The sequence below is a fragment of the Acidovorax sp. GW821-FHT11A03 genome (genome assembly GCF_058809075.1).
In genome coordinates this window covers 504,639-526,985 of sequence record NZ_JBXASG010000004.1, presented here as the reverse complement: position 1 = coordinate 526,985, position 22,347 = coordinate 504,639, and the positions used below count along the sequence as shown (strand labels likewise).

The 22,347-nt window shown below is 69.7% G+C and carries 25 protein-coding genes; 8 read left to right on the top strand and 17 right to left on the bottom strand.

Going from position 1 to position 22,347, the window contains the following annotated elements; all coding sequences use genetic code 11:
- Window positions 1-43 precede the first annotated feature (43 nt).
- From AC1RVY_RS12830 to AC1RVY_RS12810, 5 genes are all read left to right on the top strand, one after another.
- A complete protein-coding gene (locus tag AC1RVY_RS12830) occupies window positions 44-1,255 on the top strand; it encodes a dihydrodipicolinate synthase family protein (RefSeq protein WP_492806773.1) in 1,212 nt (403 codons plus the stop codon).
- Window positions 1,256-1,260: 5 nt separating this feature from the next.
- Entirely contained in the window at window positions 1,261-2,139 is an 879-nt protein-coding gene (locus tag AC1RVY_RS12825; protein WP_492806772.1) for a sugar phosphate isomerase/epimerase family protein, read from the top strand.
- 260 nt (window positions 2,140-2,399) lie between these two features.
- The gene (locus AC1RVY_RS12820; protein ID WP_492806771.1) at window positions 2,400-2,696 is read left to right on the top strand and encodes an iron uptake protein; all 297 of its coding nucleotides are present in this window, start codon (window positions 2,400-2,402) and stop codon (window positions 2,694-2,696) included.
- Between the two features lie 35 nt (window positions 2,697-2,731).
- Window positions 2,732-4,420 carry a PepSY-associated TM helix domain-containing protein gene (locus AC1RVY_RS12815; RefSeq protein ID WP_492806770.1) on the top strand — a complete coding sequence of 563 codons (1,689 nt, stop codon included), beginning with the start codon at window positions 2,732-2,734 and terminating at the stop codon, window positions 4,418-4,420.
- Window positions 4,413-4,751 carry a DUF3325 domain-containing protein gene (locus AC1RVY_RS12810; protein ID WP_218296440.1) on the top strand — a complete coding sequence of 113 codons (339 nt, stop codon included), beginning with the start codon at window positions 4,413-4,415 and terminating at the stop codon, window positions 4,749-4,751. Before AC1RVY_RS12815 ends, AC1RVY_RS12810 begins: the two co-directional genes overlap by 8 nt.
- 238 nt (window positions 4,752-4,989) lie before the next feature.
- Here AC1RVY_RS12810 and AC1RVY_RS12805 read toward each other — a convergent pair whose 3' ends face one another.
- The 3 genes from AC1RVY_RS12805 to AC1RVY_RS12795 all read right to left on the bottom strand — a co-directional run bounded on the left by AC1RVY_RS12805 (window position 4,990) and on the right by AC1RVY_RS12795 (window position 7,412).
- Complete coding sequence (locus AC1RVY_RS12805; RefSeq protein ID WP_492806769.1) at window positions 4,990-5,502, bottom strand: DUF1993 domain-containing protein; 513 nt, start codon at window positions 5,500-5,502, stop codon at window positions 4,990-4,992.
- Between the two features lie 147 nt (window positions 5,503-5,649).
- Window positions 5,650-6,033, bottom strand: coding sequence for a VOC family protein (locus AC1RVY_RS12800; RefSeq protein ID WP_492806817.1), 384 nt, complete (start codon window positions 6,031-6,033; stop codon window positions 5,650-5,652).
- A gap of 116 nt (window positions 6,034-6,149) precedes the next feature.
- Window positions 6,150-7,412, bottom strand: coding sequence for an MFS transporter (locus AC1RVY_RS12795; protein ID WP_369640980.1), 1,263 nt, complete (start codon window positions 7,410-7,412; stop codon window positions 6,150-6,152).
- Between the two features lie 129 nt (window positions 7,413-7,541).
- Here AC1RVY_RS12795 and AC1RVY_RS12790 point away from each other — a divergent pair, with 129 nt between their 5' ends.
- Window positions 7,542-8,363, top strand: coding sequence for an AraC family transcriptional regulator (locus tag AC1RVY_RS12790; protein WP_218339269.1), 822 nt, complete (start codon window positions 7,542-7,544; stop codon window positions 8,361-8,363).
- Between the two features lie 71 nt (window positions 8,364-8,434).
- Here the strand turns inward: AC1RVY_RS12790 and AC1RVY_RS12785 are convergent, their stop codons facing one another.
- Window positions 8,435-8,842, bottom strand: coding sequence for a tautomerase family protein (locus AC1RVY_RS12785; RefSeq protein ID WP_492246154.1), 408 nt, complete (start codon window positions 8,840-8,842; stop codon window positions 8,435-8,437).
- A gap of 168 nt (window positions 8,843-9,010) precedes the next feature.
- Between AC1RVY_RS12785 and AC1RVY_RS12780 the strand changes: the two genes are divergently transcribed.
- Both AC1RVY_RS12780 and AC1RVY_RS12775 read left to right on the top strand, forming a co-directional pair.
- Window positions 9,011-9,931 carry a LysR substrate-binding domain-containing protein gene (locus AC1RVY_RS12780; RefSeq protein WP_492246153.1) on the top strand — a complete coding sequence of 307 codons (921 nt, stop codon included), beginning with the start codon at window positions 9,011-9,013 and terminating at the stop codon, window positions 9,929-9,931.
- Between the two features lie 12 nt (window positions 9,932-9,943).
- Window positions 9,944-10,600, top strand: a complete 657-nt coding sequence (locus tag AC1RVY_RS12775; RefSeq protein WP_370627745.1) for a flavin reductase family protein — start codon at window positions 9,944-9,946, stop codon at window positions 10,598-10,600.
- 15 nt (window positions 10,601-10,615) lie between these two features.
- Here AC1RVY_RS12775 and AC1RVY_RS12770 read toward each other — a convergent pair whose 3' ends face one another.
- The 13 genes from AC1RVY_RS12770 to AC1RVY_RS12710 all read right to left on the bottom strand — a co-directional run bounded on the left by AC1RVY_RS12770 (window position 10,616) and on the right by AC1RVY_RS12710 (window position 22,245).
- Window positions 10,616-11,152, bottom strand: a complete 537-nt coding sequence (locus AC1RVY_RS12770) for a DUF4952 domain-containing protein (RefSeq protein ID WP_492806768.1) — start codon at window positions 11,150-11,152, stop codon at window positions 10,616-10,618.
- Between the two features lie 6 nt (window positions 11,153-11,158).
- Window positions 11,159-12,274: an alpha/beta fold hydrolase gene (locus AC1RVY_RS12765; protein ID WP_492806767.1), complete on the bottom strand. Its 1,116-nt coding sequence runs from the start codon at window positions 12,272-12,274 to the stop codon at window positions 11,159-11,161.
- 174 nt (window positions 12,275-12,448) lie between these two features.
- Window positions 12,449-13,411: a hypothetical protein gene (locus AC1RVY_RS12760; RefSeq protein WP_218296431.1), complete on the bottom strand. Its 963-nt coding sequence runs from the start codon at window positions 13,409-13,411 to the stop codon at window positions 12,449-12,451.
- Between the two features lie 204 nt (window positions 13,412-13,615).
- Complete coding sequence (gene lpoB / locus AC1RVY_RS12755; protein ID WP_218296430.1) at window positions 13,616-14,230, bottom strand: penicillin-binding protein activator LpoB; 615 nt, start codon at window positions 14,228-14,230, stop codon at window positions 13,616-13,618.
- A gap of 29 nt (window positions 14,231-14,259) precedes the next feature.
- Complete coding sequence (locus tag AC1RVY_RS12750) at window positions 14,260-14,673, bottom strand: YcfL family putative periplasmic lipoprotein (protein WP_218296429.1); 414 nt, start codon at window positions 14,671-14,673, stop codon at window positions 14,260-14,262.
- A 35-nt stretch (window positions 14,674-14,708) separates the two neighbouring features.
- A complete protein-coding gene (locus AC1RVY_RS12745; RefSeq protein ID WP_218296428.1) occupies window positions 14,709-16,244 on the bottom strand; it encodes a COG3014 family protein in 1,536 nt (511 codons plus the stop codon).
- 327 nt (window positions 16,245-16,571) lie between these two features.
- Complete coding sequence (locus AC1RVY_RS12740; protein ID WP_218296427.1) at window positions 16,572-17,315, bottom strand: class I SAM-dependent methyltransferase; 744 nt, start codon at window positions 17,313-17,315, stop codon at window positions 16,572-16,574.
- 10 nt (window positions 17,316-17,325) lie between these two features.
- A complete protein-coding gene (locus AC1RVY_RS12735; protein ID WP_492806766.1) occupies window positions 17,326-18,666 on the bottom strand; it encodes a hypothetical protein in 1,341 nt (446 codons plus the stop codon).
- A 212-nt stretch (window positions 18,667-18,878) separates the two neighbouring features.
- Entirely contained in the window at window positions 18,879-19,802 is a 924-nt protein-coding gene (locus tag AC1RVY_RS12730) for a ParB/RepB/Spo0J family partition protein (RefSeq protein WP_492806765.1), read from the bottom strand.
- A 38-nt stretch (window positions 19,803-19,840) separates the two neighbouring features.
- Window positions 19,841-20,137 (bottom strand): cupin domain-containing protein, encoded by a 297-nt coding sequence (locus AC1RVY_RS12725; RefSeq protein WP_218296424.1) that lies wholly within the window; start codon window positions 20,135-20,137, stop codon window positions 19,841-19,843.
- A 70-nt stretch (window positions 20,138-20,207) separates the two neighbouring features.
- Entirely contained in the window at window positions 20,208-20,750 is a 543-nt protein-coding gene (locus tag AC1RVY_RS12720; RefSeq protein WP_492806764.1) for an RBBP9/YdeN family alpha/beta hydrolase, read from the bottom strand.
- A 34-nt stretch (window positions 20,751-20,784) separates the two neighbouring features.
- Complete coding sequence (locus AC1RVY_RS12715; RefSeq protein ID WP_492806763.1) at window positions 20,785-21,597, bottom strand: ParA family protein; 813 nt, start codon at window positions 21,595-21,597, stop codon at window positions 20,785-20,787.
- Window positions 21,598-21,630: 33 nt separating this feature from the next.
- Window positions 21,631-22,245, bottom strand: coding sequence for a LysE family transporter (locus AC1RVY_RS12710; protein WP_492806762.1), 615 nt, complete (start codon window positions 22,243-22,245; stop codon window positions 21,631-21,633).
- Between the last annotated feature and the right edge of the window lie 102 nt (window positions 22,246-22,347).

Genomic DNA, 22,347 nt, shown 5'->3' with positions numbered 1-22,347 from the left:
AAGCGCTAAAGGCCAATTTCATTCAAATTTCTGCGAGTACACCATGGCCTTCAGCCTCCCCCTGCCCACGGCCGATGGCCGCATCAGCCCCTACACCCTGCAAGGCCGCCCGCCGGTCGTGCCACAGCGGGGCGTGGCGTTCAACCGCATCGCCTACTCGGCGGCCCACGTGGTGGCCAACCCGCTGGCGGCCATCGACCCCTGGCTGCAGTGCGCGGTGGACTGGGACGCGACCATCGCCTACCGCCAGCGCCTGTGGTCGCTGGGCCTGGGCGTGGCCGAGGCCATGGACACCGCGCAGCGCGGCATGGGGCTGGACTGGCCCACCTCGCTGGAGCTGATCCGCCGCTCGCTCGACGCGGCGCGCGACTTCGGCCCCGGCGCGCTCCTGGCCTCGGGCTGCGGCACGGACCACCTGGTGCTGGAGGACGTGAAGTCGGTGGACGACGTGATTCGCGGCTACGAGGAGCAGATGGAGGCCATCGAGAAGCTCGGCGGCAAGCTCATCGTGATGGCCAGCCGGGCGCTGGCCCGCGTGGCGCAAAGCCCCGCCGACTACGAACGCGTGTACGACCGCATCCTCTCGCAGGCGAAGCAGCCCGTGGTGCTGCATTGGCTGGGCGACATGTTCGACCCGGCGCTCGCAGGCTACTGGGGCTCGCGCGACGTGGATGCGGCCATGGACACGGCGCTGGCGGTGATCGCTGCCCACCCGGACAAGGTGGACGGCATCAAGATATCGCTGCTCGACAAAGACAAGGAAGTCGCCATGCGCCGCCGCCTGCCCACCACCGGCGGCACCGACGGCCAGGGCGTGCGCATGTACACCGGCGACGATTTCAACTACGCCGAGCTCATTGCGGGCGACGGCGCGGGGAGTACGCAGCGCCAGGGCCAGAGCGATGCGCTGCTGGGCATCTTCGACGCCATCGCGCCGGCTGCCAGCGCGGCGCTCGCTGCATTGGCGGCGGGCGACACGGCGCGCTTTCACGCCATCCTGGGCCCCACGGTGCCGCTGTCGCGCCACATCTTCGCGGCGCCCACGCGGTTCTACAAAACCGGCGTGGTCTTCATGGCCTGGCTCAACGGGCACCAGAGCCACTTCACCATGGTGGGCGGGCAACAGAGCACCCGCTCGCTGGTGCACTTCGCCGAACTGTTCCGACTGGCCGACCAGGCCGACCTGCTGGAGCAGCCCGAACTGGCCGTGCAGCGCATGGGCCACCTGCTGGCATTGCACGGCGTGAGTGCCTGACCGCCATGCGTGATTTCACCCAAGACCACCGCTGGCTCTCCATCAATACGGCCACCGTGCGCAAGCAGCAGGGGGCCGAGGTGCCGCTGGCGCGCATCATCGACCAGTGCGCCGCACGCGGCATCCGCGCCATCAGCCCCTGGCGCGACCAAGTGGCCGCGGCGGGGCTGGACGCTACCGCGCGCCAGCTGCGCGCCCATGGCATGGAACTGTCGGGCTACTGCCGCGGCGGTTTCTTCCCGGCGGCGGATGCGGCCGGCCTGCGCGCCGCGTTCGACGACAACCGCCGTGCCATCGACGAGGCCAAGACGCTCGACGCTGCCTGCCTGGTGCTGGTGGTAGGCGCCCTGCCCGGCGCGCTGGAAGGCACGCCGCACTACACCGACCTATCGCGCGCGCGCAGCGAGGTGTTCGACGGCATCGCCGCGTCGCTGGAATACGCGCGCCAGGTGGGCATGCCCCTGGCCATTGAGCCGCTGCACCCCATGCAGGCGGCCGACCGCGCCTGCATCAACACGCTGGAGCACGCGCTGGACATCTGCGATGTGCTGGATCCGCAAAGGACGGGGGCACTGGGTGTGGCCCTGGATGTGTACCACGTGTGGTGGGACCCCAAGCTGCAGCAGCAGATCGCGCGCGCCGGCAAGGAACGCCTGCTGGCCTACCATGTCTGCGACTGGCGCCTGCCCACGCGCGACCTGCTCAGCGACCGGGGGATGATGGGCGATGGCGTGATCGAGCTCAAGAAGATCCGCCAGTGGGTCGAGGCGGCAGGCTTTGCGGGCTATGCCGAGGTGGAGATCTTCTCGGCCCTGGACTGGTGGCAGCGCACGGGCGAGGACACGCTGGACACCTGCATCGCGCGGCACCGCAGCGTGGTCTGAGCCCCGGGGCGGCTCCGCGCCCTGCGGACCCCGGCGCCACCGGTGCGCGTGGCGCCGTGGACAGCATCGTCCGGGCCCGCGCCACGGCGGGCCGTCACCCGGGGCCCTCGCCTGCCACGGGCCGTGCGAGGGCGCAGCCTGCGACGCGCGGGGCGGGCCGGCCGTTGCCCCATCACCCTGGCCGCAATGGGGAAATGGTGCAAAGGGCTGCATAATTACGAATCAATCTCATCACCAATCCCGTTCGCATCCGTTTCGCCATGGCCTCCAGCGCAGTTTCCCGCTTGCACATCGTTTCGCGCATCGCCGCGGGCGTCCTGGGCGGCTATGCCTTCACGTGGGGCTTCATCGCGCTGGGCATCGGCCTTCTGTTCGCGGCGCAGATGGAGTTCCACGATGCGGAGGCCCTGGGCTACATCGTCGGCTTCATCGTTTTTCTGGTGGCCTTTCTGTGGGCGTTTTCGGCGGCAAGCGTGAAGCGCGTGTGGCTGGTGCTGGCCGGCGGCGGGGCGCTGATGACCGGCGCCGCCTGGCTGGTGCAGCGCGCCATCCTGTAAACCGCGCGCACGGACCCAAGAGGTAGATACCCATCATGTTCCAGAACTTCCGGCTCACCATGGCCTGGCTGCACACCTGGTTCGGCCTGGTGCTGGGCTTCGTGCTGATGGTCGTTTTCTTCTTCGGCTCGCTGTCGGTGTTCGACCGCGAGATCGACCGGTGGGCCATTCCCCAGACCCGCTTCGAGCCGCAGCCCATGCCCTCGTTCGACAAGATCCTGCAGCCGGCCTTCCAGGACATGAGGCCCAGCGCGGAAAACATCGAGGCCGCCAGGGACCGCGTGAACGGGCCTGTGCCGCAAAGCTTCCCCGTCATCAAGACCTGGGGCGCGTACACCACCCACCGCGACCCGGTGCTGGGCCTGTTCGCGGGCTATGAGCTGCCCAATGCCAAGGACCCCGACGACAACACCATCTGGGGCAACCGCACGATCGATCCGCGCTCGGGCGCCTCGCTGCCCGACGACCACCTCAAGATCGGCAGCCAGTTCTTCTACCCGCTGCACTACAGCCTGAACTTCAAATGGAAGGACCTGGGCACCTGGATCGTGGGCTTCGCCGCGCTGATGATGCTGGTGGCGCTGGTCAGCGGCGTGGTGATGCACCGCAAGATCTTCCGCGAGCTGTTCACCTTCCGCCCCCGAAAGCACACGCAGCGCAGCGCGCTCGACCTGCACAACCTCACGGGCGTGGTGGCCCTGCCGTTCCACTTCATCTTCGCGTTCTCGGGGCTGGTGATCTTTGGCGGCATCTACTTCCCCATCACCCACACGCAGCTGCACCCGCTGCACGAGCTGCACGAAAAACACGAGGCCGCAGAAACCGGCCTGCCGCACGAGCGCGCGGGCACCGCCGGCACCCTGGCGTCGGTGGACGCGATGGTGGCGCAGGCCCAGCGCCGCTGGGCCGCGCAGGGCATGGCGGGCGACGTGGGCTTTCTGACCGTGCAGCACGTGGGCGATGCCAATGCGTACGTGAGCGTGTACCGCGCGGGCACCGACCGCATCGCGCTCGTGGGCAACGGCATCCACTTCAAGGCCAGCACCGGCGAGGTGCTGCGCGAAGACCCGCCGCTGACCCCCGTGGCCAGCGTCAACACCTTCCTCACCGGGCTGCACCTGCAGCATTTCCGGCACTGGCTGCTGCGCTGGCTGTATGTGCTGGGCGGCCTCTCGGGCTGCGTGTGCATCGCCACGGGCTTCATCTTCTTCGTGGAAAAACGCAAGCGCCAGCACGCCAGGCAGGGCGTGACCGGAGCGCGCTGGGTGGACGCGTTCGCGGTCTCCACCGTGACGGGCATGCTGATCGCCGCGCTGTCCATGCTGATCGGAAACCGCCTGCTGCCCACCGACCTGCCCGCGCGCGGGGACTGGGAGCAATATGTCTTCTGGGGCGCCTGGGCACTGGCCTTCGTGCACGGCATCTGGCGCACCGAGCCCGTGGCCAGCGCGCGCATGGCCCCCGCCTGGGCCGAGCAGTGCTGGGCCATCGCCGTGCTGGGCGTGGCGGCCGTGCTGCTCAACTGGGTGACCACGGGCGACCACCTGCTGCGCACCCTTGGCAACGGCTACTGGCCCGTGGCGGGCGTGGACCTGGCCATCCTGGCGAGCAGCGCCATCGCCGTGCTGGCCGCGCGCAAGCTCAAGCACCGCGCCCAGGGCCAGCTGGGCGCCCCTGCCGTGGACGGCGGCGCGGCCTCCTCGCTGGAGACCGCCCGTGCCTGACGCCTTGCTGCTGGTGGCGGCCCTGGCCGCCAACGTGGTCGGCCTCGGCTGGCTGGCCCTGTCGATGGATGCGCACTGGGAGCAGGTGCGCGGCACCGAGCCCCTGCGGCGCAGCACCGTGCGCACACTGCGCTGGATGGGCGCCGCCGGCCTGCTCGTGGCCCTGGCCCTGTGCCTGGCCGTGGACCACGCATCGATGGCGTCGCTGGTGTGGTTCATGGCGCTCGCGGGTGCCGCGCTCACCATCGCGTTCACACTGTCGTGGCGGCCCCGCGTGCTGGGCGTGCTGATCGCCTGGGTGCGGCGCAGCGGCGCTGGCGTGGCCCGATAAAACCGCCGCACGCAGTTCATGCGGGCCCAGGCTGGGTGGTGCGATGTTTGCGCCCCGGCTTCGACAGGCTCAGCCCGAACGGCTTGTGAAATACCGGGAGGCGACGCTCCCCGAACCCGATTCCGCCACACCCTCAACCACTGGCGCGCCCCCACGCCAGTGCACCCGTGGAACCGGCTTCGCCGGGCCACCGGGTGCTTCCCCCTCGGGGGAAGCCGCGCAGCGGCTCAGGGGGGCATCAAATCTTGCCCATGTAGTCCCGCTTGCCCAGCTCCACGCCGTTGTGGCGGGCCAGCGCGTAGGCCGTGGTCACGTGGAAGAAGAACTGCGGCAGGCCGTAGTGCAGCAGGTACTGCTCGCCCGGAAACTGCCGCTCGCGCGCGGTGCCGGGCTGGATGGTGATGGTGCGCGTGGCGGCATCGGCAAACGCCTCCACGGGCAGGCCTTCCACGAACGCCAGCACGGTGTCGATGCGCTCGTTCAGGTCGGCAAAGCCGGGGTGGTCCGCATCCGGATACGAAGGCACCTCCGCCCCCGCCAGCCGCGCCGCCACGCCCTTGGCGAAGTCACAGGCGATCAGCACCTGGCGCGCCATGGGAAACATGTCGGGGAACAGCCGGGCCTGCAGCAGCGCGTCGGGGTCGAGCTTTCGCGCCGTGGCGTGCGCCTCGGTCTTGGCCAGGATGTCTTTGAGCGAGCCCAGCATCTGGCGGAGAACGGGAACGCTGGCGTTGTAGAGGGGAGATGTCATGGCGGAATTCTTGTCTTGGGATGAAGCACAGGGAAGGAAGGGTCGGCGCCCGGCGGCCTTTTTTTGCCCGCCGGGACCGGAGCGCATTGCAGCACATCGGCGCACTCCGTGCTGGCGCCCCGCCTTTTGGGCTCGTGCCCGGCAGTGTCAGGCCAGGTGCTGGCGCAGCTGGATCACATTGCCCTCGGGGTCGTAGCCATCGCAGGCCCGAAAGCCCCGGGCCTCCCATTCCCTGGCCGCGGGCGCGAGCTGCCCGCCCAGGGCCACGGCCCGCAGCCGGGCCTGGGCCAGGTCCGGCACCGCGAAAAAGAGCTTGATGGGGGTCTCCTCGCGCACCACGGGCGGCTGCGTGATGGCGATGGCCCGGGCGATCCGCTGCGGGATGGCGTGGACCACGATCTGCACCGCGCCAGACTCCAGCACGATATGGTCGCTTTCGGCGTCGACCACGTTCAGGCCGCAGAGCCCTTCATAGAACGCGGCGAGCCGCTGCATGTCCTTGGCGAAGACGACGGCGCCGGACGAAGGCATGGTGGACACGGTGAATCTCCCGCAATGGACGGATGGATCGATGAGGGGCAGCCGCCGCCATTCTCACCGAGATTCACGCGGCCACGGGGTCCGGCAGCAGGCCGCCCGGCCCGCGTTCAGGCCGCCACCGGCGCCACCGTCCTGCGCACCCGGCGCACGTTGAAGGCGCTGGCGATCAGCACGCCCTGCACCACGGCCAGCCCCAGCAGCACGGCGGTGAAGCGGCCCTGGTCGAGCAGCACGCCGAACAGCAGCGGCGACAGCGCCTGGCCGATATCGAGGCCCGAATACACGATGCCGTAGACGCGGCCCGTGGAGCCCTCGGGCGTGGAGCGCTTGACCAGCAGGTCGCGCGAGGGGCCGGCGATGCCGGCGCAAAAACCCATCACCCCGAACAGCACGGGCACCAGGGCGCCGGGCGGGTGCGCCAGGGCCAGCGCCACGGCCACGCAGGCCGCCAGGCCGAAACCGATGCCCACGATGCGCTCGCAGCGGCTGGGGTCGGCCGCCAGGAAGCCGCCCAGCACCATGCCGCCCGCGCTGGCCACCATGTAGACCGTGAGGCACATCGCGGCCAGCGCCACGGGCACGGCATGCAGCTGGCGCGCGGCCTCGGGGGCAAAGGCCTGCACCACGTTCAGCGCCACGGCGTAGAAGAAGAAAAACGCAAAGCACATCCACACAGCGGGGATGCGCAGGAACGCGAAGTTGCCGCCCTGCCCGGCCGCGCCGGTGGCGGCGGACCTGGCCGCAGCGGTGGGCGCCGGCATGGGCGGCAGCGCCAGGTGGCGGCGGCTGGCCAGCAGCACCAGCAGCACCGAGAACGCCAGCACGCCCGCGCACACCAGCGCCACGCGCCACGATGTCGCGATGGCGATGGGCACCAGCATGGCGGGGGCGAGCGCCCAGCCCAGGCTGCCGGTGATGCCGTGCACGCTGTAGGCGTGGCCCAGGCGCGGCGCGCTCACGCGGCGGTTGAGCAGCGTGTAGTCCACCGGGTGGAACACGCCGTTGCCGATGCCCGCGAGCACCGAGAACGCCGCGAGCATGGCGTAGCTGGTGCTGGCCGCGAAGCCGAAGGCCGCCAGGCCCAGCAGCGCCAGGCCGCCGAACAGGATGGGCCGGGGCCCGAAGCGGTCCACCACGAAGCCCGAGCCCGCCTGCACCGCGCACGAGACCACGAAGAAGATGGTCATCAGGAAACCCAGCTCGGTGTAGCCGACTTGGAACGCGTCCTTGAGCCACGGGAACAGCGGCGCCAGCAGGAGCTGGCTGTAGTGGCTGATGAGGTGGGCGATGCCGACCAGCCCGATGACGCTGGCATCGGCGCGCAGCGGGGTGGAGGCAGGCGGAAGGCCGTGGACATTTGCGGTGGTCATGGCGGCATCGTAGTATTGGCCCCGGGTTTCTGGAATGCGACGGAACGACAGCTTTCGGCGAATTTGCGCCAAACCGTTGATCCGGGGCACGCCGGCCACGCCCCCTTTTCTGCTTTTTTTCGACCCGCCATGGCCCGTACCAGCCAAGCCGCTCCCCTGGGCGACACCGACCCGTTCACCCCCACGCCCGCCAGCCCCGTGCGGGTGCGGGCGCGCGACATGCCGGCCGATACGCATTTCGAGCCGCACCGCCACGCCTGGGGCCAGCTGGCCTACTGCGCCAGCGGGGTGGTCCAGGTGAGCGTGCACGCACCGGGCACCGCCACCGCGTACATCGTGCCACCCTCGCGCGCGGTGTGGATCGCCCCCGGCGCGCTGCACGCCGTGGCGGTGCTGGAGGCGGCCGCCTTCCGCACGCTCTACATCGACCCCGGCGTGGTGCCGGCTGGCGGCGCGAACTGCCGCGTGATGGCCGTGACGCCCCTGCTGCGCGAGCTGGTGTCGGCGCTGGACCCGGTGGGCGGCCCGCACCCCGGCCCCGCGCGCGAGGCCGCGCTGACCGCGCTGGTGCTCGATGAGATCGGCCAGGCCGAAAGCCTGGCCCTGGGCGTGCCGCTGCCCGGCCCCCACAGCGACAAGCGCCTGCGCGCGCTGTGCCAGGCCGTGCTGCACGAGCCCGGGCGCTACGCCACGCTGCGGCACTGGGCGGCCGACAGCGGCGCCAGCGAGCGCACGCTGGCCCGCCTGTTCCGCGCGCAGTTCGGCATGGGCTTCGCACAGTGGCGCCGCCAGGCCGTGCTGGCCCATGCCCTGCCCCGCCTGGCGCGCGGCGAGCCCGTGGGCCAGGTGGCGGCGGCCAGCGGCTACGCGAGCGAAAGCGCGTTCTCCGCGATGTTCAAGGCGGCGATGGGGCAGCCGCCCAGCGGGTTCATTGGCAAAAACATGGCCTAGCGCACGGCCGGAAAGCGCCAAAAGCTATCAAATTTGCAGCAAACGGACGTCGCCGGATGGGACCACGCCCCTCAGCCCGGCGCGCCCCGCTGCTGCACCAGGTCCATCGCAAAGCGGCCGTGGCCCACGGACCAGTCGGAATAGTCGTTCTCGTGCAGGAAGATGAACACATCGGCCGGCGCCACGCCCGCCAGGGTGTGCAGGTTGTGCGCGATGGCGGCGTACAGGGCGCGCTTCATCGCATCGCTGCGCCCGCGCCGCAGCGTGATCTCGAGCACCACCACGCGGTCGGAGCGGGCCACGCCGTTGAAGGTGCGGCTGCAGGCGAACTCCCCGGGCGCGTAGCCGGCCACCAGGTTGAACAGCTCGTCCGGCGGCATGCCGATACTGTCCACCAGCGCCTGGTGGACGCCTTGCACGATGGCCGTGCGCGTGGCGGCGGGGGTGTCTTGCGGAACATGGGTGCGGATGAAAGGCATGGTGGTGTTCTCGTATGTTCCCTGAAGTCAATTAAATAGGCAGAAGCGGGCAGCGCAGCCCTCAGGCGATCCACGCATTGCCGCTGATGGCATGGGCCATTGTTGCTATCGTTCTACCGCCTGCAAAGCGATGATTTCTCCGCAGCCTTGTGCACTAAACTCACAAAGATGAGCCCCCGCCTGCCCCCACTGGGCGCCCTGCGCGCCTTCGAGGCCGCCGCCCGCCTGGGCCGCATGACCGCGGCGGCCGACGAACTGTCGGTCACGCCCGGCGCCATCAGCCGGCAGGTGCGCCAGCTCGAGCAGCACCTGGGCGTGCCCCTGTTCGACGGCAGCAAGGCCCGCCCCACGCTCACCCCGGCGGCGCGCGTGCTGCAGCCCGTGCTGACCACCGCGTTCGCGCACATCGCCGAAGCCGTGCGCGAGATCGGCGACGGCAGCCGAGGCCCGCTGGACGTGGCCTGCTTCAGCACCTTCACCGTGAAATGGCTGATTCCCCGGCTGTTCGACTTCCAGGCGCGGCACCCGGGCATCGAGGTGCGCCTGCGCACCACCATCACCGCCGACGCAGGCGCCGCGCGCTGCGACGTGTCCATCACCGCCGAGGAGCCCGGCGCGGCGCGGGACACCCCGGCCTGTACGCGGCTGTTCCCCGAACACCTGGGCCCGGTGCTGAGCCCCGCGCTCGCCGGGCGCGTGGCCCTGCGCCAGCCCGCCGACATGGCCGCTCCCGCCCTGCAGCCCCTGATGCTCCACACGCGCACGCGGCGCAACGCCTGGGCCATGTGGGCGGCCGCCACGGGAGCGCCGGTGCCTGCCGCCCCACCCGCGGGCCCCGAGTTCGAACACTATTACTTCACCCTGGAGGCCGCCGTGCGCGGCCTGGGCGTGGCGGTGGCCCCCTGGCACCTCGTGCTGGACGACGTGCGGGCCGGCCGGCTGGTGGCGCCGCTGGGCTTCGCGGCCTCGGGCTACGACTACGTTCTGCGCCGCCGCGCCGGCGCCCACCCCCGGATCGATGTGTTCTGCGCCTGGCTGCAGGCGCAGGCCGAGGCCACCGCAATGCCCCCGGGCCCGCAGGCGCCCTGAGATCGCCCTACGATGGGCATTCCTTGCCTTCGCCGCCCCGCCGCCATGCCCGACTCCGCCATCCACAGCTACCAACCCCGCCAGGGCCACGGCCTGCCGCACGACCCGTTCAATGCCATCGTCGGCCCCCGCCCCATCGGCTGGATCTCCACGCAGAGCGCGGCCGGAGCCACCAACCTCGCGCCCTACAGCTTCTTCAACGCGTTCAACTACGTGCCCCCCATCGTGGGCTTCGCGAGCATCGGCTTCAAGGACACGGTGCGCAACGTGCAGGAGACCGGCGAGTTCGTGTGGAACCTGGCCACGCGCGACCTGGCCGAGGCCATGAACCAGAGCTGCGCCAACGCGCCGCCCGAGGTCAGCGAGTTCACGCTCGCCGGCCTCACGCCCCGACCGTCCACGCAGGTGCGCCCACCCCGCGTGGCCGAAAGCCCCGTCACCTTCGAATGCCGCAGCACGCAGATCCTGCAGCTGCAGGGCGCAGACGGCGTGCAGGTGCCCACCTGGCTGGTGCTGGGCGAGGTGGTGGCCGTGCACATCGACCAGCGGCTGCTCAAGGACGGCGTGTACGACACCGCCAACGCCGGCCACATCCTGCGCGCGGGGGGCCCGGCCGACTACTTCACGGTGGGGCCGGAGCAGTTGTTCAAGATGTACCGGCCACGGTAGGCCGCGCCCCCTGCGCTATGGCGGCTCCAGCGGCAGGACCACGCTCACCTCGAACCACGGGATGGCGCCCCAGCCGCCGCGGCGCGTGACCAGCGTTTCGCCCGAGTGCATGGACACGCGGTAGGCCAAGCCCTGCGGCCCCGGCAGGCTGCCCGCGCCCTCGCGCCCCCGGTGGCGGCTGCGGGGCTCCCAGCCACAGCACACGAAGTGCAGCCGCGCCATGCCGGTGTGGCGTGCCAGGTAGCGCTCCACGGCCGCCGCCTGCGCGCCCGGTACCCGATAGGTCGCGGTCAGCGCGCGCAGCTGGTGCAGGTGGCCCTCGGCACAGCCGGTCCATTCAAGCCCCGGCGGCTTGCGCCGCTGCGCGGCCAGGAAGTCAGCGCACGAGGCCGTCTGGCCGAACGCGGCGGGCGCGAGGAGGAGGAGGAGGAAGAGGAAGAGAAGGCTCAGACACGGCACCGCGACGGGCGCGCAGCCCCGGCGCCACCACCACCACTCCATGCGCCGCGCCCCTGGCTGGCATGCAGGCGGCGGCAGGTGGCGCTGCGCCATGGCCTGTTACCGCGACAAGGGCGCGCACAGGCCTGCGGCCGGGTCCCGCGCCCATTGCTCTGCCCAGGCCCACACCTGCTGCACGCCATCCGCCCCGGCGGCGCGGCGCTGCAGGCCATGGTCCGCGTCGGGCAGGCTGCGCGCGCAATAGGGCTCGGTGCGCAAGGCGGCGAGTTCGGCAAACCGTTCGTATGCGGCGGGGGGCACCAGGGCATCCTCGCCGCCCCACACCTGCACCACGGGCCAGGGGCTTTGCACCAGCGGCAGGGTCAGCGGCCAGCTCCACAGGTCGCGCCAGTAACCCAGGCTGCGGCCCTGCGCCACGGCGGTGTCGGGCCGGCTCCCGGCCACCACGCGGGCCAGTTCCTCCCAGTCTTCCTGCGCACCCAGGCGCTGCGCCTGCAGCCTGCCGGCCTCCTGCGGGTCCAGCCCGCTGGCCGACAGCAGCACCAGGCCCGCCAGCTGCGGCACCTCGGGGGCGAGGGCGGGCAAGAGTTCGGCCCCTTCGGAGATGCCCACCAGCAGCTGCGGCAGCGCGGGCGCGCCGTCGCGCGCGCGCTGCCGCGCATCCGCGACCAGGGCCGCACGCGCGTGGGCCAGCCAGGTGGAGAGGCGGTCCTGCTGCACGAATTCGCGCGCGCAGTCGCCGGGGGCCGTGCGCGCCTGCGGGTCCACGCCGGGCTTGTGCAGCACCAGCACCTGCGCGTGCAGCAGGCCGGCGAAATAGCGGTCGGCAATCGGGCCCATGCCCGCGCAGCCGGAGCCGGGGATGACGATCACGCGGTAGCGCAGCGGTGCCGTGCGCTCGCTGCGCGCGAGGGCCTGGAGCGTCGCGCCATCGGCGCCCGGCAGGGGCCGCGGTGCAAACGGCTCCGACGGCGGCGGGGCCTGGGTCGGCGCCGCCGGGGCCTGCGGGGGCGCCTGGGGCGCGCCCGCGGACGCTTCGGGCCCGTACACATTCACCAGCGATCCGGACACGGCCGCCGCATAGAACGGCGGTGGCGACGCGGCGCAGCCGCCGAGCACCACGGCCCCGGCCGTGGCCACGAAAAAGGCCAGCGCAGGGCTGGCCAGGGACCGCCCAGGTGCGGCACAAGAAAAAAAGCGTTGGACGTTGAGCACAGCCGAAGTCTGGCACGACTGCGGCGACCCGGAACGCTGCGCCTGCCACTGGCGCGCCGCCAGGCGCCTGAGGTCGCAAAAAAACGCTAGCAAATCAATAGCACATCGCGCTTATCCATCAACCGGAACGGGGCAATCCAGTCAAAACCGGCACGCCCCAGCCCAGGGATGCCCTTATTTCAGGATGAGGACCTGCTCGGGCTGCTGGGGCTGCGGCACGGGCATGGGCTGGCCGCCCTGCTGGTACACCGGCGGCGGGCGCACGCCGCGCGCCAGGTGGGCGTCGGTGTAGCCCAGCTGCATGGCCATCTGCTGGTACACGTCCTGCGCGAGCGACAGCGAGGTCTCGCGGATCACCTTGGCGCGGTTGGGCGGGGCGATGTCGCCACGGATCGACAGGATCTTGGTGTCGTTGCCTTCGCCCTGGGCGGAGAACGCGGCCTTGATCTCGTAGGTCTTGGTGTTGATGAGCGAGAAGTCGGCCAGAAGCTGCAGGCCGTACTGGCGCGTGGCGCTGGTGGTGCCCTGCAGGGGCGAGAGCGCATCGGTGAAGTCGATGCTGGAGACCACGCCGAACAGCACGTAGTCAGCGCCGTTGAACTCGCCCTTCTTGATCCGGCTGATCACGTCGTTGACCTGGGGCTGCACCTGGGGCGTGGCCATCTTGCCACCCTGCACCTGGTTGAGCACCTGCTCGGCCTTGGAGGGCTGGGGCTTGCCCGCGTCGAAGCCCTTGCCCTGGATCAGGCGGAAGTAGGTGCCCTGCAGGATGGCACCCTTGATGTCGTTGGTGTAGCCGCCGAGCTCGCGCTGCTCGATGTAGCTGTAGCGGCCGGCCACGTAGGTGCCGCTGGCCTGCTCGGACGCCTGCATGTGGTGGCTGCCCGAGTGCGAGCCGCCCCCGCCGTAGGGCCCGGCGCTGTAGCCGCCGCTGTGGCTGCCGCCCGCGCTCATCTGGCTGCTGCGCTGGTAGGTGCCGGCCAGGAAATATTCAGACACGCGCTGGGCGTAGGCCAGGTCCGTCACGGCGATCTTGGGCGCGGCGCCCGGCTGCTGCGCCTGGGCGGCGGTGCCCCACGCCATGGTGGTGGCGGCGATCACGGCCAGGGCCGTGTGGAGGGTGATTCTGCGTTGCATGGTGTGCTCCTTGTGAGCTGACGGAAATTCATGAATGGGTCGAGCGATGCGGGCCGGAGCACCTTCATCCTTCGAAACTGGCGCGGCCCAGGCCAGCAGCCGCCGTGCAAGGGCCGCCCCGCCGCACTGGCGGCGTCCCCCTTCCCGCGCGCAGCGCGAGAGAAAAGGGGAAGCGGCGCAGCCGCTCAGGGGGTTGCCTACTTCTTATCGCTTGCTTGTCTTGCGGATCTCTTTTTCATCCTGCCACTCGATCGTGCCTTCCTGCACATCGAACAGCTTGAGCGTGAACTTGTAGTACACGTCCTTGGTCGCGTTGTTCTGCTTGACGATGCTGGTGAGCTCGCCTTCCATGCTGTACTTGGCGGCCGTCATCTGGCCGACCTTGGCGGTGGTGCCCTGCTTGTACAGGCCGCTCTGGTTCTGGCGCTGCAGCTCGTCCACACCGGCCTGCATCTCGTTGATGGAGCGCACGAAGCGCACCTTGCCCGACTTGACCAGCGCCGTCTGGATCGAGTTCATCACGTTGGTGGTGTCGATGTACTCGCTGGTCTTGTTCTTCACGGTGGAGATCGTCACCGTGGGGCGGCCCTGGAAGATGCCGGTTTCCAGCAGGCCGCCGGTCATCTTCTCGGCGATCATCTGCAGGTCGGTGGAGCCGAACTCGTTGGTCACCAGCTCGACGGCCTTGGCGTCGCCGTAGTTGACCTGGCGGTCAAAACGCACGGTGGGCGAGGACAGGTTCTGGCAGGCCGAGAGGGCCAGGGTGCTGGCCGCGAAGGCCAGGATGAGCGTGGTGCGCTGAATGGTGTTGCGTTGCATCTTGTTTTCTCCGGTCGGCACTGTGGTGTTCAGCGCGGTTCTACGTTCATTTCCAGGCGCAGGTCGACGGCGGCGCTGGTCGGCGCCACGCTCTTGACGGTCTGCTGGCCCAGGCCGAGCACGCTCATCTGCTTCCACGATTCGCCGTCGCCCACCTGGTTGCCCACGTTGTCCAGCCACTTGAAGCGATAGAACACGGTGCGGTCGGTGCGGCCCATGTTGGCCATGTCGGCCTGCACGACGAGGATGTCGTTCTTGCGCACGATGCGCATCTCGCGCACGGCGATGCTGTTGGCCTCGCCGCGCAGCGCCACCTTGGAGGCCACGGCCAGCGGCGTGGCCGGGTCGTGCAGCTGGGCGCGGGCCGCGGTGGCCAGGGTCAGGGTGAGGGCCGCGCACGCGATGGCGGGTGCGGCGGCGGCAAGGGCAAAACGGGTTCTCATGCCAGAGGCTCCTTGGAAATGGGACATGTGCGGTTTCAGTTCTTGGCGGCGGGCGCGGGCGTGGCCGAGGTGGACTTGACCACCGACTTGGGCACCGAGCGCGTCCGGCTGGTGGTGGTGGTGGTCGTGCGCACGGTGGTGGCAGGCTCTGCCGCGGCGGGCTGCGGCGCGGCGGCCACGGTGGGCAGCTGGCCCAGCATGGCCACATCGCCGGTCAGCACGCTGTTGTCGTACATGCGCAGGGGCACCAGGGCGTACTGGCCGTCGATCTTGATGGGCTGGGGCAGCTGGCGGCCGTTCACGCTCACCACATGCTCGCCCGGTGGCAGGTAGCCACGGGCCACGTACACGCGGCCGGGCAGCATGCGCCACATGCGGTCGTCCGCCTGCTCGGTGGCCACCGAGGCCGCCGCGCCGATGATGCCGCCGATCAGGCCGCCGCGCTTTTGCAGCTCGTTCTGCAGCACGCCCTTGGCCACGGCGCGGGTGAAGCCGCGCAGCACCATGCCGGGCATTTCGTCCTTGAGCGCGCGGCGCGCCATCACGTTCACATCCACCACCTTTTCGAGCTTGAGGTCGGTGCCCGCGGCGGAGATGGTGGTCAGCAGCGCGTCCTTGGACGGCTCGATCACGGGGTAGGAAATACTGGCCGTGACCATGCCCCGGCCCGTGGGCACCGGAAGCGTGAAGGCCTTGGGCTTGCGCGCGGGGGCGTCACCGGCTTCCACGATGAAGAGCACGTCGGTCATGCGCTGGCGGCGCTTCCAGGTGAAGCCGGTGCGGGTGTCCAGGCCGCGCAGGCCTTCTTCGAGCACGCCGGTTTCGGGCTTGAGCTCGATGGCCTTGCGGTAGCCGGGCGCGGCCAGGCCGGGCTCGTTGAGCATTTCGTACAGGAAGCCGGCGAGGTAGTGCGAAAGGGCGTTCTGGTAGCCGTTCTTGAGGGCCAGCACCTCGGGGTCGTTGAGCGTCTCGACGGGGTAGCCGTTGAGTTCCTTGCCCCCCGAGGTGGCGCCCTTGGACTTGGCTTCTTCTTCCGCCGCCAGGGTTTCCTTGGCACGGAACTCGGCAATGATGGCCTCGCGCTCGTGGGTGCGCTTGATGTCCACGCGGGCGTTCTCGAAGTCGCCCACGGCCATGCGGTTGAGCGCCAGGCGCGTGGTCACCCACACCTTTTCATAGTCCTGGCCTTCATAGACCTTCAGGCGTTCGCTGATCAGCGCGGCGCCCACGGTGCCCATGAGCTTGCTGGGGTTGGTCTTGGCGGTTTCTTCCCATTCCTTGACCTTGATGTCGGCCAGCAGGAAGGCGTTGGTGCTGTCGGGGTAGCGGCGGTCCATGCGCAGCAGCTCGCCGCGTTCCATGTTGAACAGGAGCGCGGTCTTTTCTTCCTCGGTCTTGGCGGTGCTCTCGAGCTGGGCGATGGCCGCGGGAATGCCGCCGCTGCGCCCGGCGTTCTGCATGTCGGTCGCCAGCTTGTCATGGCTCTGCATGGTGGCGCAGCCCGTGAGGGCGGCGCTCAGGGCCAGCACCCACAGAAGGCGCGGGCGGAAACGGGATGGGTGGGCGGTCATGGATGCTCCTTGCAGATCGGTCGGTTGCGCACCAGAAAACCCCGGCACTGCCCACGCGCAAGGCCGCGCCACGCCAGGCGCGCACCGGTCAGGGAGGTGCGCCGCGACGGCGGAAAGCGCCTGCAGGATGGGAGATCCGGACAAGGAAGGTGCTCGCTGCGCGTGCGCCCCCTCCCGGCGCTTTCACGTGCTGCTGGCAGCCCCCTCTGGCTGTGAGTTTCTTGGTAGTTTTGTATGGGGTTGTAGCCAGGGACGCAATGTAGCAAAAGCTTGTATCTTTTCTGTAACCGCGCCGAACGGCTCAAATCGCCATGGAACAGTGGCATCTCATGCCTCCACGCGGTTGAGCGGCATGCGGTAGAGCCACACCACGCGGCCCCCCGGTGCGCGCAGCTGCACGCTGGGCAGCACGCCGGGGATCGCGAATTCCAGGCTCACCAGCCACGCGCCGGGCGCCAGCTCGGCCTGGGCCTTGGCGGCGGCGCGGGCCATGCTCTCGGGCCGCTGGAACAGGTACACCATGCGGTAGGGGCTCCAGTCCTCGGCCCACATGTCGGCGCGCCGCACGCGGGCCCAGGGGCACCGCAGGGCGCACAGCAGGCGCAGGGGCCAGCTCCATTCGATGCCCTCCAGCTGCGCGGCCGGGTAGGCGTGGCGCAGTGCCTTCAGGCCATCGCCCACGCCGCTGCCCGCGTCCAGCACCCGCGCCCCCAGCGGCAGCGGGGCCTGCGAGGCCAGGGACTGCAGCGCATGGTGGGGCGTGGGAAACAGCGGCGCATCGCGCCAGGCGTTGAGCGGGTAGACCAGCAGCAGCAACGCCAGCGGCACCAGCCACGCCCAGGTGGGCAGGCTGGCCGCGCCCAGCAGCGCCAGCGACAGCGGAAAGCCCGCCGCGATCAGCCCGCGCCGCCACCAGCTGCCGCCCAGCACGCTGGCCGCCGTCCCGATCAGGCAGGCGGCCAGCAAGGCCGCCACCGGTGGGACCGCGCGCTGCAGGGCCACAAAAATGAGCCACGCGCACGCCCACGCCAGCAACGCGGGCAGGGGCCAGGGCATGCGCAGGGCCAGCATGGGTTCGTGCTCAGCGGCCAAAAATGCCGCGCAGCAGGTTGACGGGGTTGACCACGTTGCCCGCATCCGTGCCACCCTCGCCCGCTGGCTGCTGGCCTGCCGGCGCGCCGCCCATGCCGCTGGAATAGGCGCCGCCCGAGGGTGCGCCGGGTGCCGTGCCCATGCTGCCGCCGCGCCGCCCCTGCATCTCTTCGCCCAGCATGGCCATGGTGTGCGACTTGACGCGCACGCGCACGGCCCACTCGGGCTCCCAGGCTGCCTTGGGGTCGGCCGGGCGCGGGGGGTGCACGATGTGGCTTTCGCCGCCGTAGGCCATCATGCGCAGCATGGGCGTGGCATCGCGCCCGCCGCCCGCGAAGATGCCCTGCGGGATGGCGCACTGCGTGGTTTCGGGCGAGAGCAGCACACGCTCCTTGAGCCAGCGGTCGATGGTGGCGGGCGACAGGTAGTCGAACAGGCCCATGCCCGTGTCGGGCGTTTCGGCGCTGGACCACATCACGAGGTCGTCCCCGTTCTGCGACATGGCGTGCAGGTAGTAGGCGCGCGCATTGCGCACGGGCTGCCAGCTGGTGCCCATGCTGTCCTGCGGCTTGCCGGTGGTGCGCAGGTCGATGGCGGGCATCAGGTCCTGCGCGGCACCGAGCGTGAACTTCATGGATGCAGGCACGCCATCGCCGCGCACCTGGTGTTCGCCCACCAGGGAGCTGCCCGCCGACAGGCTCACCTGGTTGCGTTCGTTGGGGTATAGCGCATAGGCCGGGCCCACGCGCGGCCCCCGGTCGGGCACGGCGCGGCCGGCGAAGGCCTGGGCATAGTCGGTCGGCTTGGCGCGCGCCAGGTCGATCACGCGCGGCTGGCCCGCGCGCACCGCGCTCCCGCAGCCCCAGTACAGCAGGATGCGGCCCTTGGGCTGGTGCTGCTGGTATTCCTGAGGCACCTCGCCCGGCTCGGTCTGGGTGGGCTGTGCGCGCGGGGGGACCAGCGGCAGGGATTCGCCCATGCGCATGCCCGCCGGAATGGCCTGGCTGGCCTCGACGCCGGGGCGCAGGGTGTTGTGCAAGGCGATGTCGATGACACGCGGCGGCATGATGGACATGGCGCGGGCGTTGCCGTAGGCCGTGTTGCCACCGCCCGCCCTGCCCTGCGCGCCCCCGCCCATGAGGCCGCCGAGCATGCCGCCCCCGCCGGGCAGGCTGTCCATCTCGGGCATGCCAGCCATGGTGCCGGTGGACACGTCCATCCACAGCTGGACCTTGGGGGGTTTGGTGTTTTGGGCCTGGGCGCCCAGGCTGGCGATGCACAGGCCAACGGCCAGGCAGGCGGGGGTCAGGACGAAGCGCAAAGGGGTCATGGGGGTCTGCTCCAGGAGATGCATGGATCACCCGGCAAACCATCGTGGGCCGCAGGGCGGCTGTATCGCCGCCCTGTGAAGAGGCCTTGCGGTCAACCCGGGTGTGTTGAACGCAGCGCAGTGTAGGCCCCGCACAGACGCATTTTGCCTGCGCAAGTTACGTGTGGAAACCGCTTGTGTGCGCTATTTCACACATCCCCGGCACAAGAAGGCTAGGCCTGACCCCGCAGGCGGTCGATCAGCCCGTTCAAGGCCTCCAGCGAGCCGAACTGGATCGCCAGCTCGCCCATGTCCTCCACCCGGCCGTGGCGCTTGACGCGTTTTTTCACGCGCACCTCGACCTCGGCCATGAGCAGGTCCGAGAGTTCTTCCTCCACGCGCTTCAAGTCGCGCGACTTTTCCTTCTGGGGCTTTTGCGGCACCAGGCTGAACTCGGCGCCGATCTTCTTGACCAGCGCCTCGGCCTCGCGCACCGACAGTTTCTTGGCCGCGATCTGGTTGCCCGCCGTGATCTGCGCGGCGCGGTCCAGCGACAGCAGCGCGCGCGCATGGCCCATGTCGATGTCGCCGGCCATCAGCATGGTCTGCACCGGCTCGGCCAGGTTCAACAGGCGCAGCAGGTTGCTGGCGGCGCTGCGCGAGCGGCCCACGGCCTGCGCGGCCAGCTCGTGCGTGAGGCCGAATTCCTTGACCAGGCGCTGCAGGCCATGGGCTTCTTCCAGCGGGTTGAGGTCCTCGCGCTGGATGTTCTCGATGAGCGCCATGGCGGCCGCCGACTCGTCGGGCACGTCGCGCACCAGCACCGGCACCTCGGCCAGGCCCGCCAGGCGCGAGGCCCGAAAGCGCCGCTCGCCCGCGATGATTTCGTACTTGCCCGCGTTGTCTCCGCTCGCAAGACGCCGCACCAGGATGGGTTGCATGATGCCCTGGGCCTTGATGGATTCGGCCAGCTCATACAGCGCCCCTTCGTCCATGCGCGTGCGGGGCTGGTACACGCCGGGCACCAGTTCAAACAGCGGCAGGCTGCTGGGCAGCCCGGCTTCAGCCGCCTGGGCCTGTTCCACTTTTTCTTCGACCTTGGGGCCCAGCAGGGCTTCGAGGCCTCGGCCGAGGCCCTTGGGTTTTTTGGTGACCATGAAATGCTTCTCGCGAAAAGGAATGGGGGAAAGATTCTTCAGCGGTCGATGATGACCAGCGTGCCATGGCTGCCGGGCGCGACGGCGTGGGGCACACCTGCTGGCACGATGAACACCTCGCCCGCGTTCACCTCGGTGACCTGCCCCTGCAGGGCGAGGCGCATGCAGCCGTCGAGCACCAGCAGCGCCTCATCAAAGTCGTGCGACTCGTCGGAGTAGGCGGCGTCGTCCATGCGCAGCACCTTGACGTTGGCGCCTGCGGCCTGGCCCACGACCGTGGAGCTCCAGGCGCGGGGAAGTTGGTCGGCGATGGCGGGCAGGTTGATTTTGGTCATGGATCGGATCACTGAGAAATTCGGTAGCTGACAGCTACACGGCGCACCACGCGCCACAAGGCCCAGCGGCTCATGCCGGGTTGGCCAGCTGCAGCAGCCAGCCATGCCCCTCATCCCAATCGCCCAGGCCCGATTCGGCATTGATGTGGCCGCGCTCGCCGTAGTCGATGAAGCGCGCGCCCCAGGCCTGCGCCAAACCTTCGGCGCGCTCCAGGCTGCAATACGGATCGTTGCGGCTGCCCACCAGCACGGCCGGGAACGGCAGGGGTTTGCGTGCAATGGGCGCCCAGCCGTGGATCTGCGCGGCCAGGTCGGGGCGTTCCACATCGCCCGGCGCCACCAGCAGCGCGCCCACCACGCGGTGCGCGTTGGCCGAATGCGCAGCCCACCAGGCGGTAAGGATGCAGCCCAGGCTGTGCGCCGCCAGCACCACGGGGCCATCGGCATCGACCACGGTTTCCTCCAGCCGCGCCGACCAGTCGCCGCGCAGCGGGCGCATCCAGTCGTGCTGCTCCACGCGGTGGTAGCCGTGGCGGGCCTCCCACAGGCTTTGCCAGTGGCCGGGGCCCGAGTTCTGCCAGCCGGGCAGCAGCAGGATGTTGGAAGCCTTCATTACTATCAATTCAATAGCTATCAGCGCTTGTCCATCAAGCGCTAGGGGCCATTTTTGCCATGGAAGATGCTCCCGCCGGCATGGTGTGCACGCGCTCGACCATCTCCTGCGCAAACTCCACAAAGGCCTGGCTGCCCTTGGCGGCCGGGTCGAACACCACACCGGGCAGTCCGTAGCTGGGCGCCTCGGCCAGGCGCACGTTGCGCGGGATCACGCTGTTGAACACCTTGTCGCCGAAATGGCCCTTGAGCTGGTCGCTCACCTGCTGCTGCAGGGTGATGCGCGGGTCGAACATCACCCGCAGCAGGCCGATGATCTGCAGGTCGGCATTGAGGTTGGCGTGCACCTGCTTGATGGTGTTGACCAGGTCGGTCAGGCCTTCGAGCGCGAAGTATTCGCACTGCATGGGCACGATCACGCCGTGGGCGCTGCACAGGCCGTTGAGCGTGAGCATGGACAGCGACGGCGGGCAGTCGATGAGCACGAAGTCGTAGTCGCCATCGGCCTCTGCCAACGCGGCCTTCAGGCGCTTTTCGCGGTGCTCCAGCGCCACCAGTTCCACCTCGGCGCCCGCCAGCTCGCGGTTGGCGCCCAGCACCCAGTAGCCACATTTTTCCGACAGCACGGCGGCCTCTTTGACCGAGGCGGATTCGAGCAGCACGTCGTACACCGTGAGGTCCAGGCTGCGCTTGTCCACGCCCGAGCCCATGGTGGCATTGCCCTGCGGGTCCAGGTCCACCATCAGCACGCGCTGGCCGATCTTGGCCAGCCCGGCAGCAAGGTTCACGGTGGTGGTGGTCTTGCCAACACCACCCTTCTGATTGGCAACGCAGAAAATTTTGGCCATGTGGGTGTTGCAGTCCGTGTTGTTGTCGTTGTTTTACTTGGAGATGGCCAGCTTGATGCCAAAGCCGATCAGAAAGACACCCGCCACTTTTTCCAGCACGCGGCCGATGCGCGGGTTGGCGCGCATGCGCGCGGCCAGGTGGTGCGTGAGCAGCACGGCGACCAGCCCGTAGAGGAACGTCAGCACCGCCACGGTGGCCGCCATCACGCCGAAGGTCAGAAAACCCTGGTGGCGCGCCGGATCCACGAACAGCGGGAAGAACGCCATGTAGAACACGATGGCCTTGGGGTTGAGCAAGGTGATCAGCCCCGCCTGCTTGAAATAGTGGCGCGGCTGGATGTTGAGGATGGGTTGTGCCCCCGGCTTGGCCGTGAGCATCTTGAAGCCCAGCCAGGCCAGGTAGGCGGCCCCCAGCCACTGCACCGCATGGAACGCCGTCGGGTACGTGGCCAGCAAGGCCGCCACCCCGGCCACCGCCGCCCACATCAGCACCTGGTCGCCCGCGATCACGCCCAGGGTGGCGGCCATGCCGCCGCGCACGCCGCCCTTGCTGGTGGAGGTGATGAGCGCCAGATTCCCGGGGCCCGGAATGAGCAGGAACAACACGATGGCGGCGACAAAGGCGCCGTAGTCTGCGATGCCGAACATGATCTCTCCCGGTGTGCTGGATCTGGAGGGGGTGCCGCGACATGCGGCGCACCCACGATGAGCAGCCGAGTTTAAGCGACCACCCCTCCCTGCTCCCTCATC

Coding starts and splice junctions, on each gene's coding strand:
- AC1RVY_RS12830 (WP_492806773.1), top strand. CDS start 44: ATGGCCTTCAGCCTCCCCCTGCCCACGGCCGATGGCCGCATCAGCCCC.
- AC1RVY_RS12825 (WP_492806772.1), top strand. CDS start 1,261: ATGCGTGATTTCACCCAAGACCACCGCTGGCTCTCCATCAATACGGCC.
- AC1RVY_RS12820 (WP_492806771.1), top strand. CDS start 2,400: ATGGCCTCCAGCGCAGTTTCCCGCTTGCACATCGTTTCGCGCATCGCC.
- AC1RVY_RS12815 (WP_492806770.1), top strand. CDS start 2,732: ATGTTCCAGAACTTCCGGCTCACCATGGCCTGGCTGCACACCTGGTTC.
- AC1RVY_RS12805 (WP_492806769.1), bottom strand. CDS start 5,502: ATGACATCTCCCCTCTACAACGCCAGCGTTCCCGTTCTCCGCCAGATG.
- AC1RVY_RS12800 (WP_492806817.1), bottom strand. CDS start 6,033: ATGCCTTCGTCCGGCGCCGTCGTCTTCGCCAAGGACATGCAGCGGCTC.
- AC1RVY_RS12795 (WP_369640980.1), bottom strand. CDS start 7,412: ATGACCACCGCAAATGTCCACGGCCTTCCGCCTGCCTCCACCCCGCTG.
- AC1RVY_RS12790 (WP_218339269.1), top strand. CDS start 7,542: ATGGCCCGTACCAGCCAAGCCGCTCCCCTGGGCGACACCGACCCGTTC.
- AC1RVY_RS12785 (WP_492246154.1), bottom strand. CDS start 8,842: ATGCCTTTCATCCGCACCCATGTTCCGCAAGACACCCCCGCCGCCACG.
- AC1RVY_RS12780 (WP_492246153.1), top strand. CDS start 9,011: ATGAGCCCCCGCCTGCCCCCACTGGGCGCCCTGCGCGCCTTCGAGGCC.
- AC1RVY_RS12775 (WP_370627745.1), top strand. CDS start 9,944: ATGGGCATTCCTTGCCTTCGCCGCCCCGCCGCCATGCCCGACTCCGCC.
- AC1RVY_RS12770 (WP_492806768.1), bottom strand. CDS start 11,152: ATGGCGCAGCGCCACCTGCCGCCGCCTGCATGCCAGCCAGGGGCGCGG.
- AC1RVY_RS12760 (WP_218296431.1), bottom strand. CDS start 13,411: ATGCAACGCAGAATCACCCTCCACACGGCCCTGGCCGTGATCGCCGCC.
- lpoB (WP_218296430.1), bottom strand. CDS start 14,230: ATGCAACGCAACACCATTCAGCGCACCACGCTCATCCTGGCCTTCGCG.
- AC1RVY_RS12750 (WP_218296429.1), bottom strand. CDS start 14,673: ATGAGAACCCGTTTTGCCCTTGCCGCCGCCGCACCCGCCATCGCGTGC.
- AC1RVY_RS12745 (WP_218296428.1), bottom strand. CDS start 16,244: ATGACCGCCCACCCATCCCGTTTCCGCCCGCGCCTTCTGTGGGTGCTG.
- AC1RVY_RS12740 (WP_218296427.1), bottom strand. CDS start 17,315: ATGCTGGCCCTGCGCATGCCCTGGCCCCTGCCCGCGTTGCTGGCGTGG.
- AC1RVY_RS12735 (WP_492806766.1), bottom strand. CDS start 18,666: ATGACCCCTTTGCGCTTCGTCCTGACCCCCGCCTGCCTGGCCGTTGGC.
- AC1RVY_RS12730 (WP_492806765.1), bottom strand. CDS start 19,802: ATGGTCACCAAAAAACCCAAGGGCCTCGGCCGAGGCCTCGAAGCCCTG.
- AC1RVY_RS12725 (WP_218296424.1), bottom strand. CDS start 20,137: ATGACCAAAATCAACCTGCCCGCCATCGCCGACCAACTTCCCCGCGCC.
- AC1RVY_RS12720 (WP_492806764.1), bottom strand. CDS start 20,750: ATGAAGGCTTCCAACATCCTGCTGCTGCCCGGCTGGCAGAACTCGGGC.
- AC1RVY_RS12715 (WP_492806763.1), bottom strand. CDS start 21,597: ATGGCCAAAATTTTCTGCGTTGCCAATCAGAAGGGTGGTGTTGGCAAG.
- AC1RVY_RS12710 (WP_492806762.1), bottom strand. CDS start 22,245: ATGTTCGGCATCGCAGACTACGGCGCCTTTGTCGCCGCCATCGTGTTG.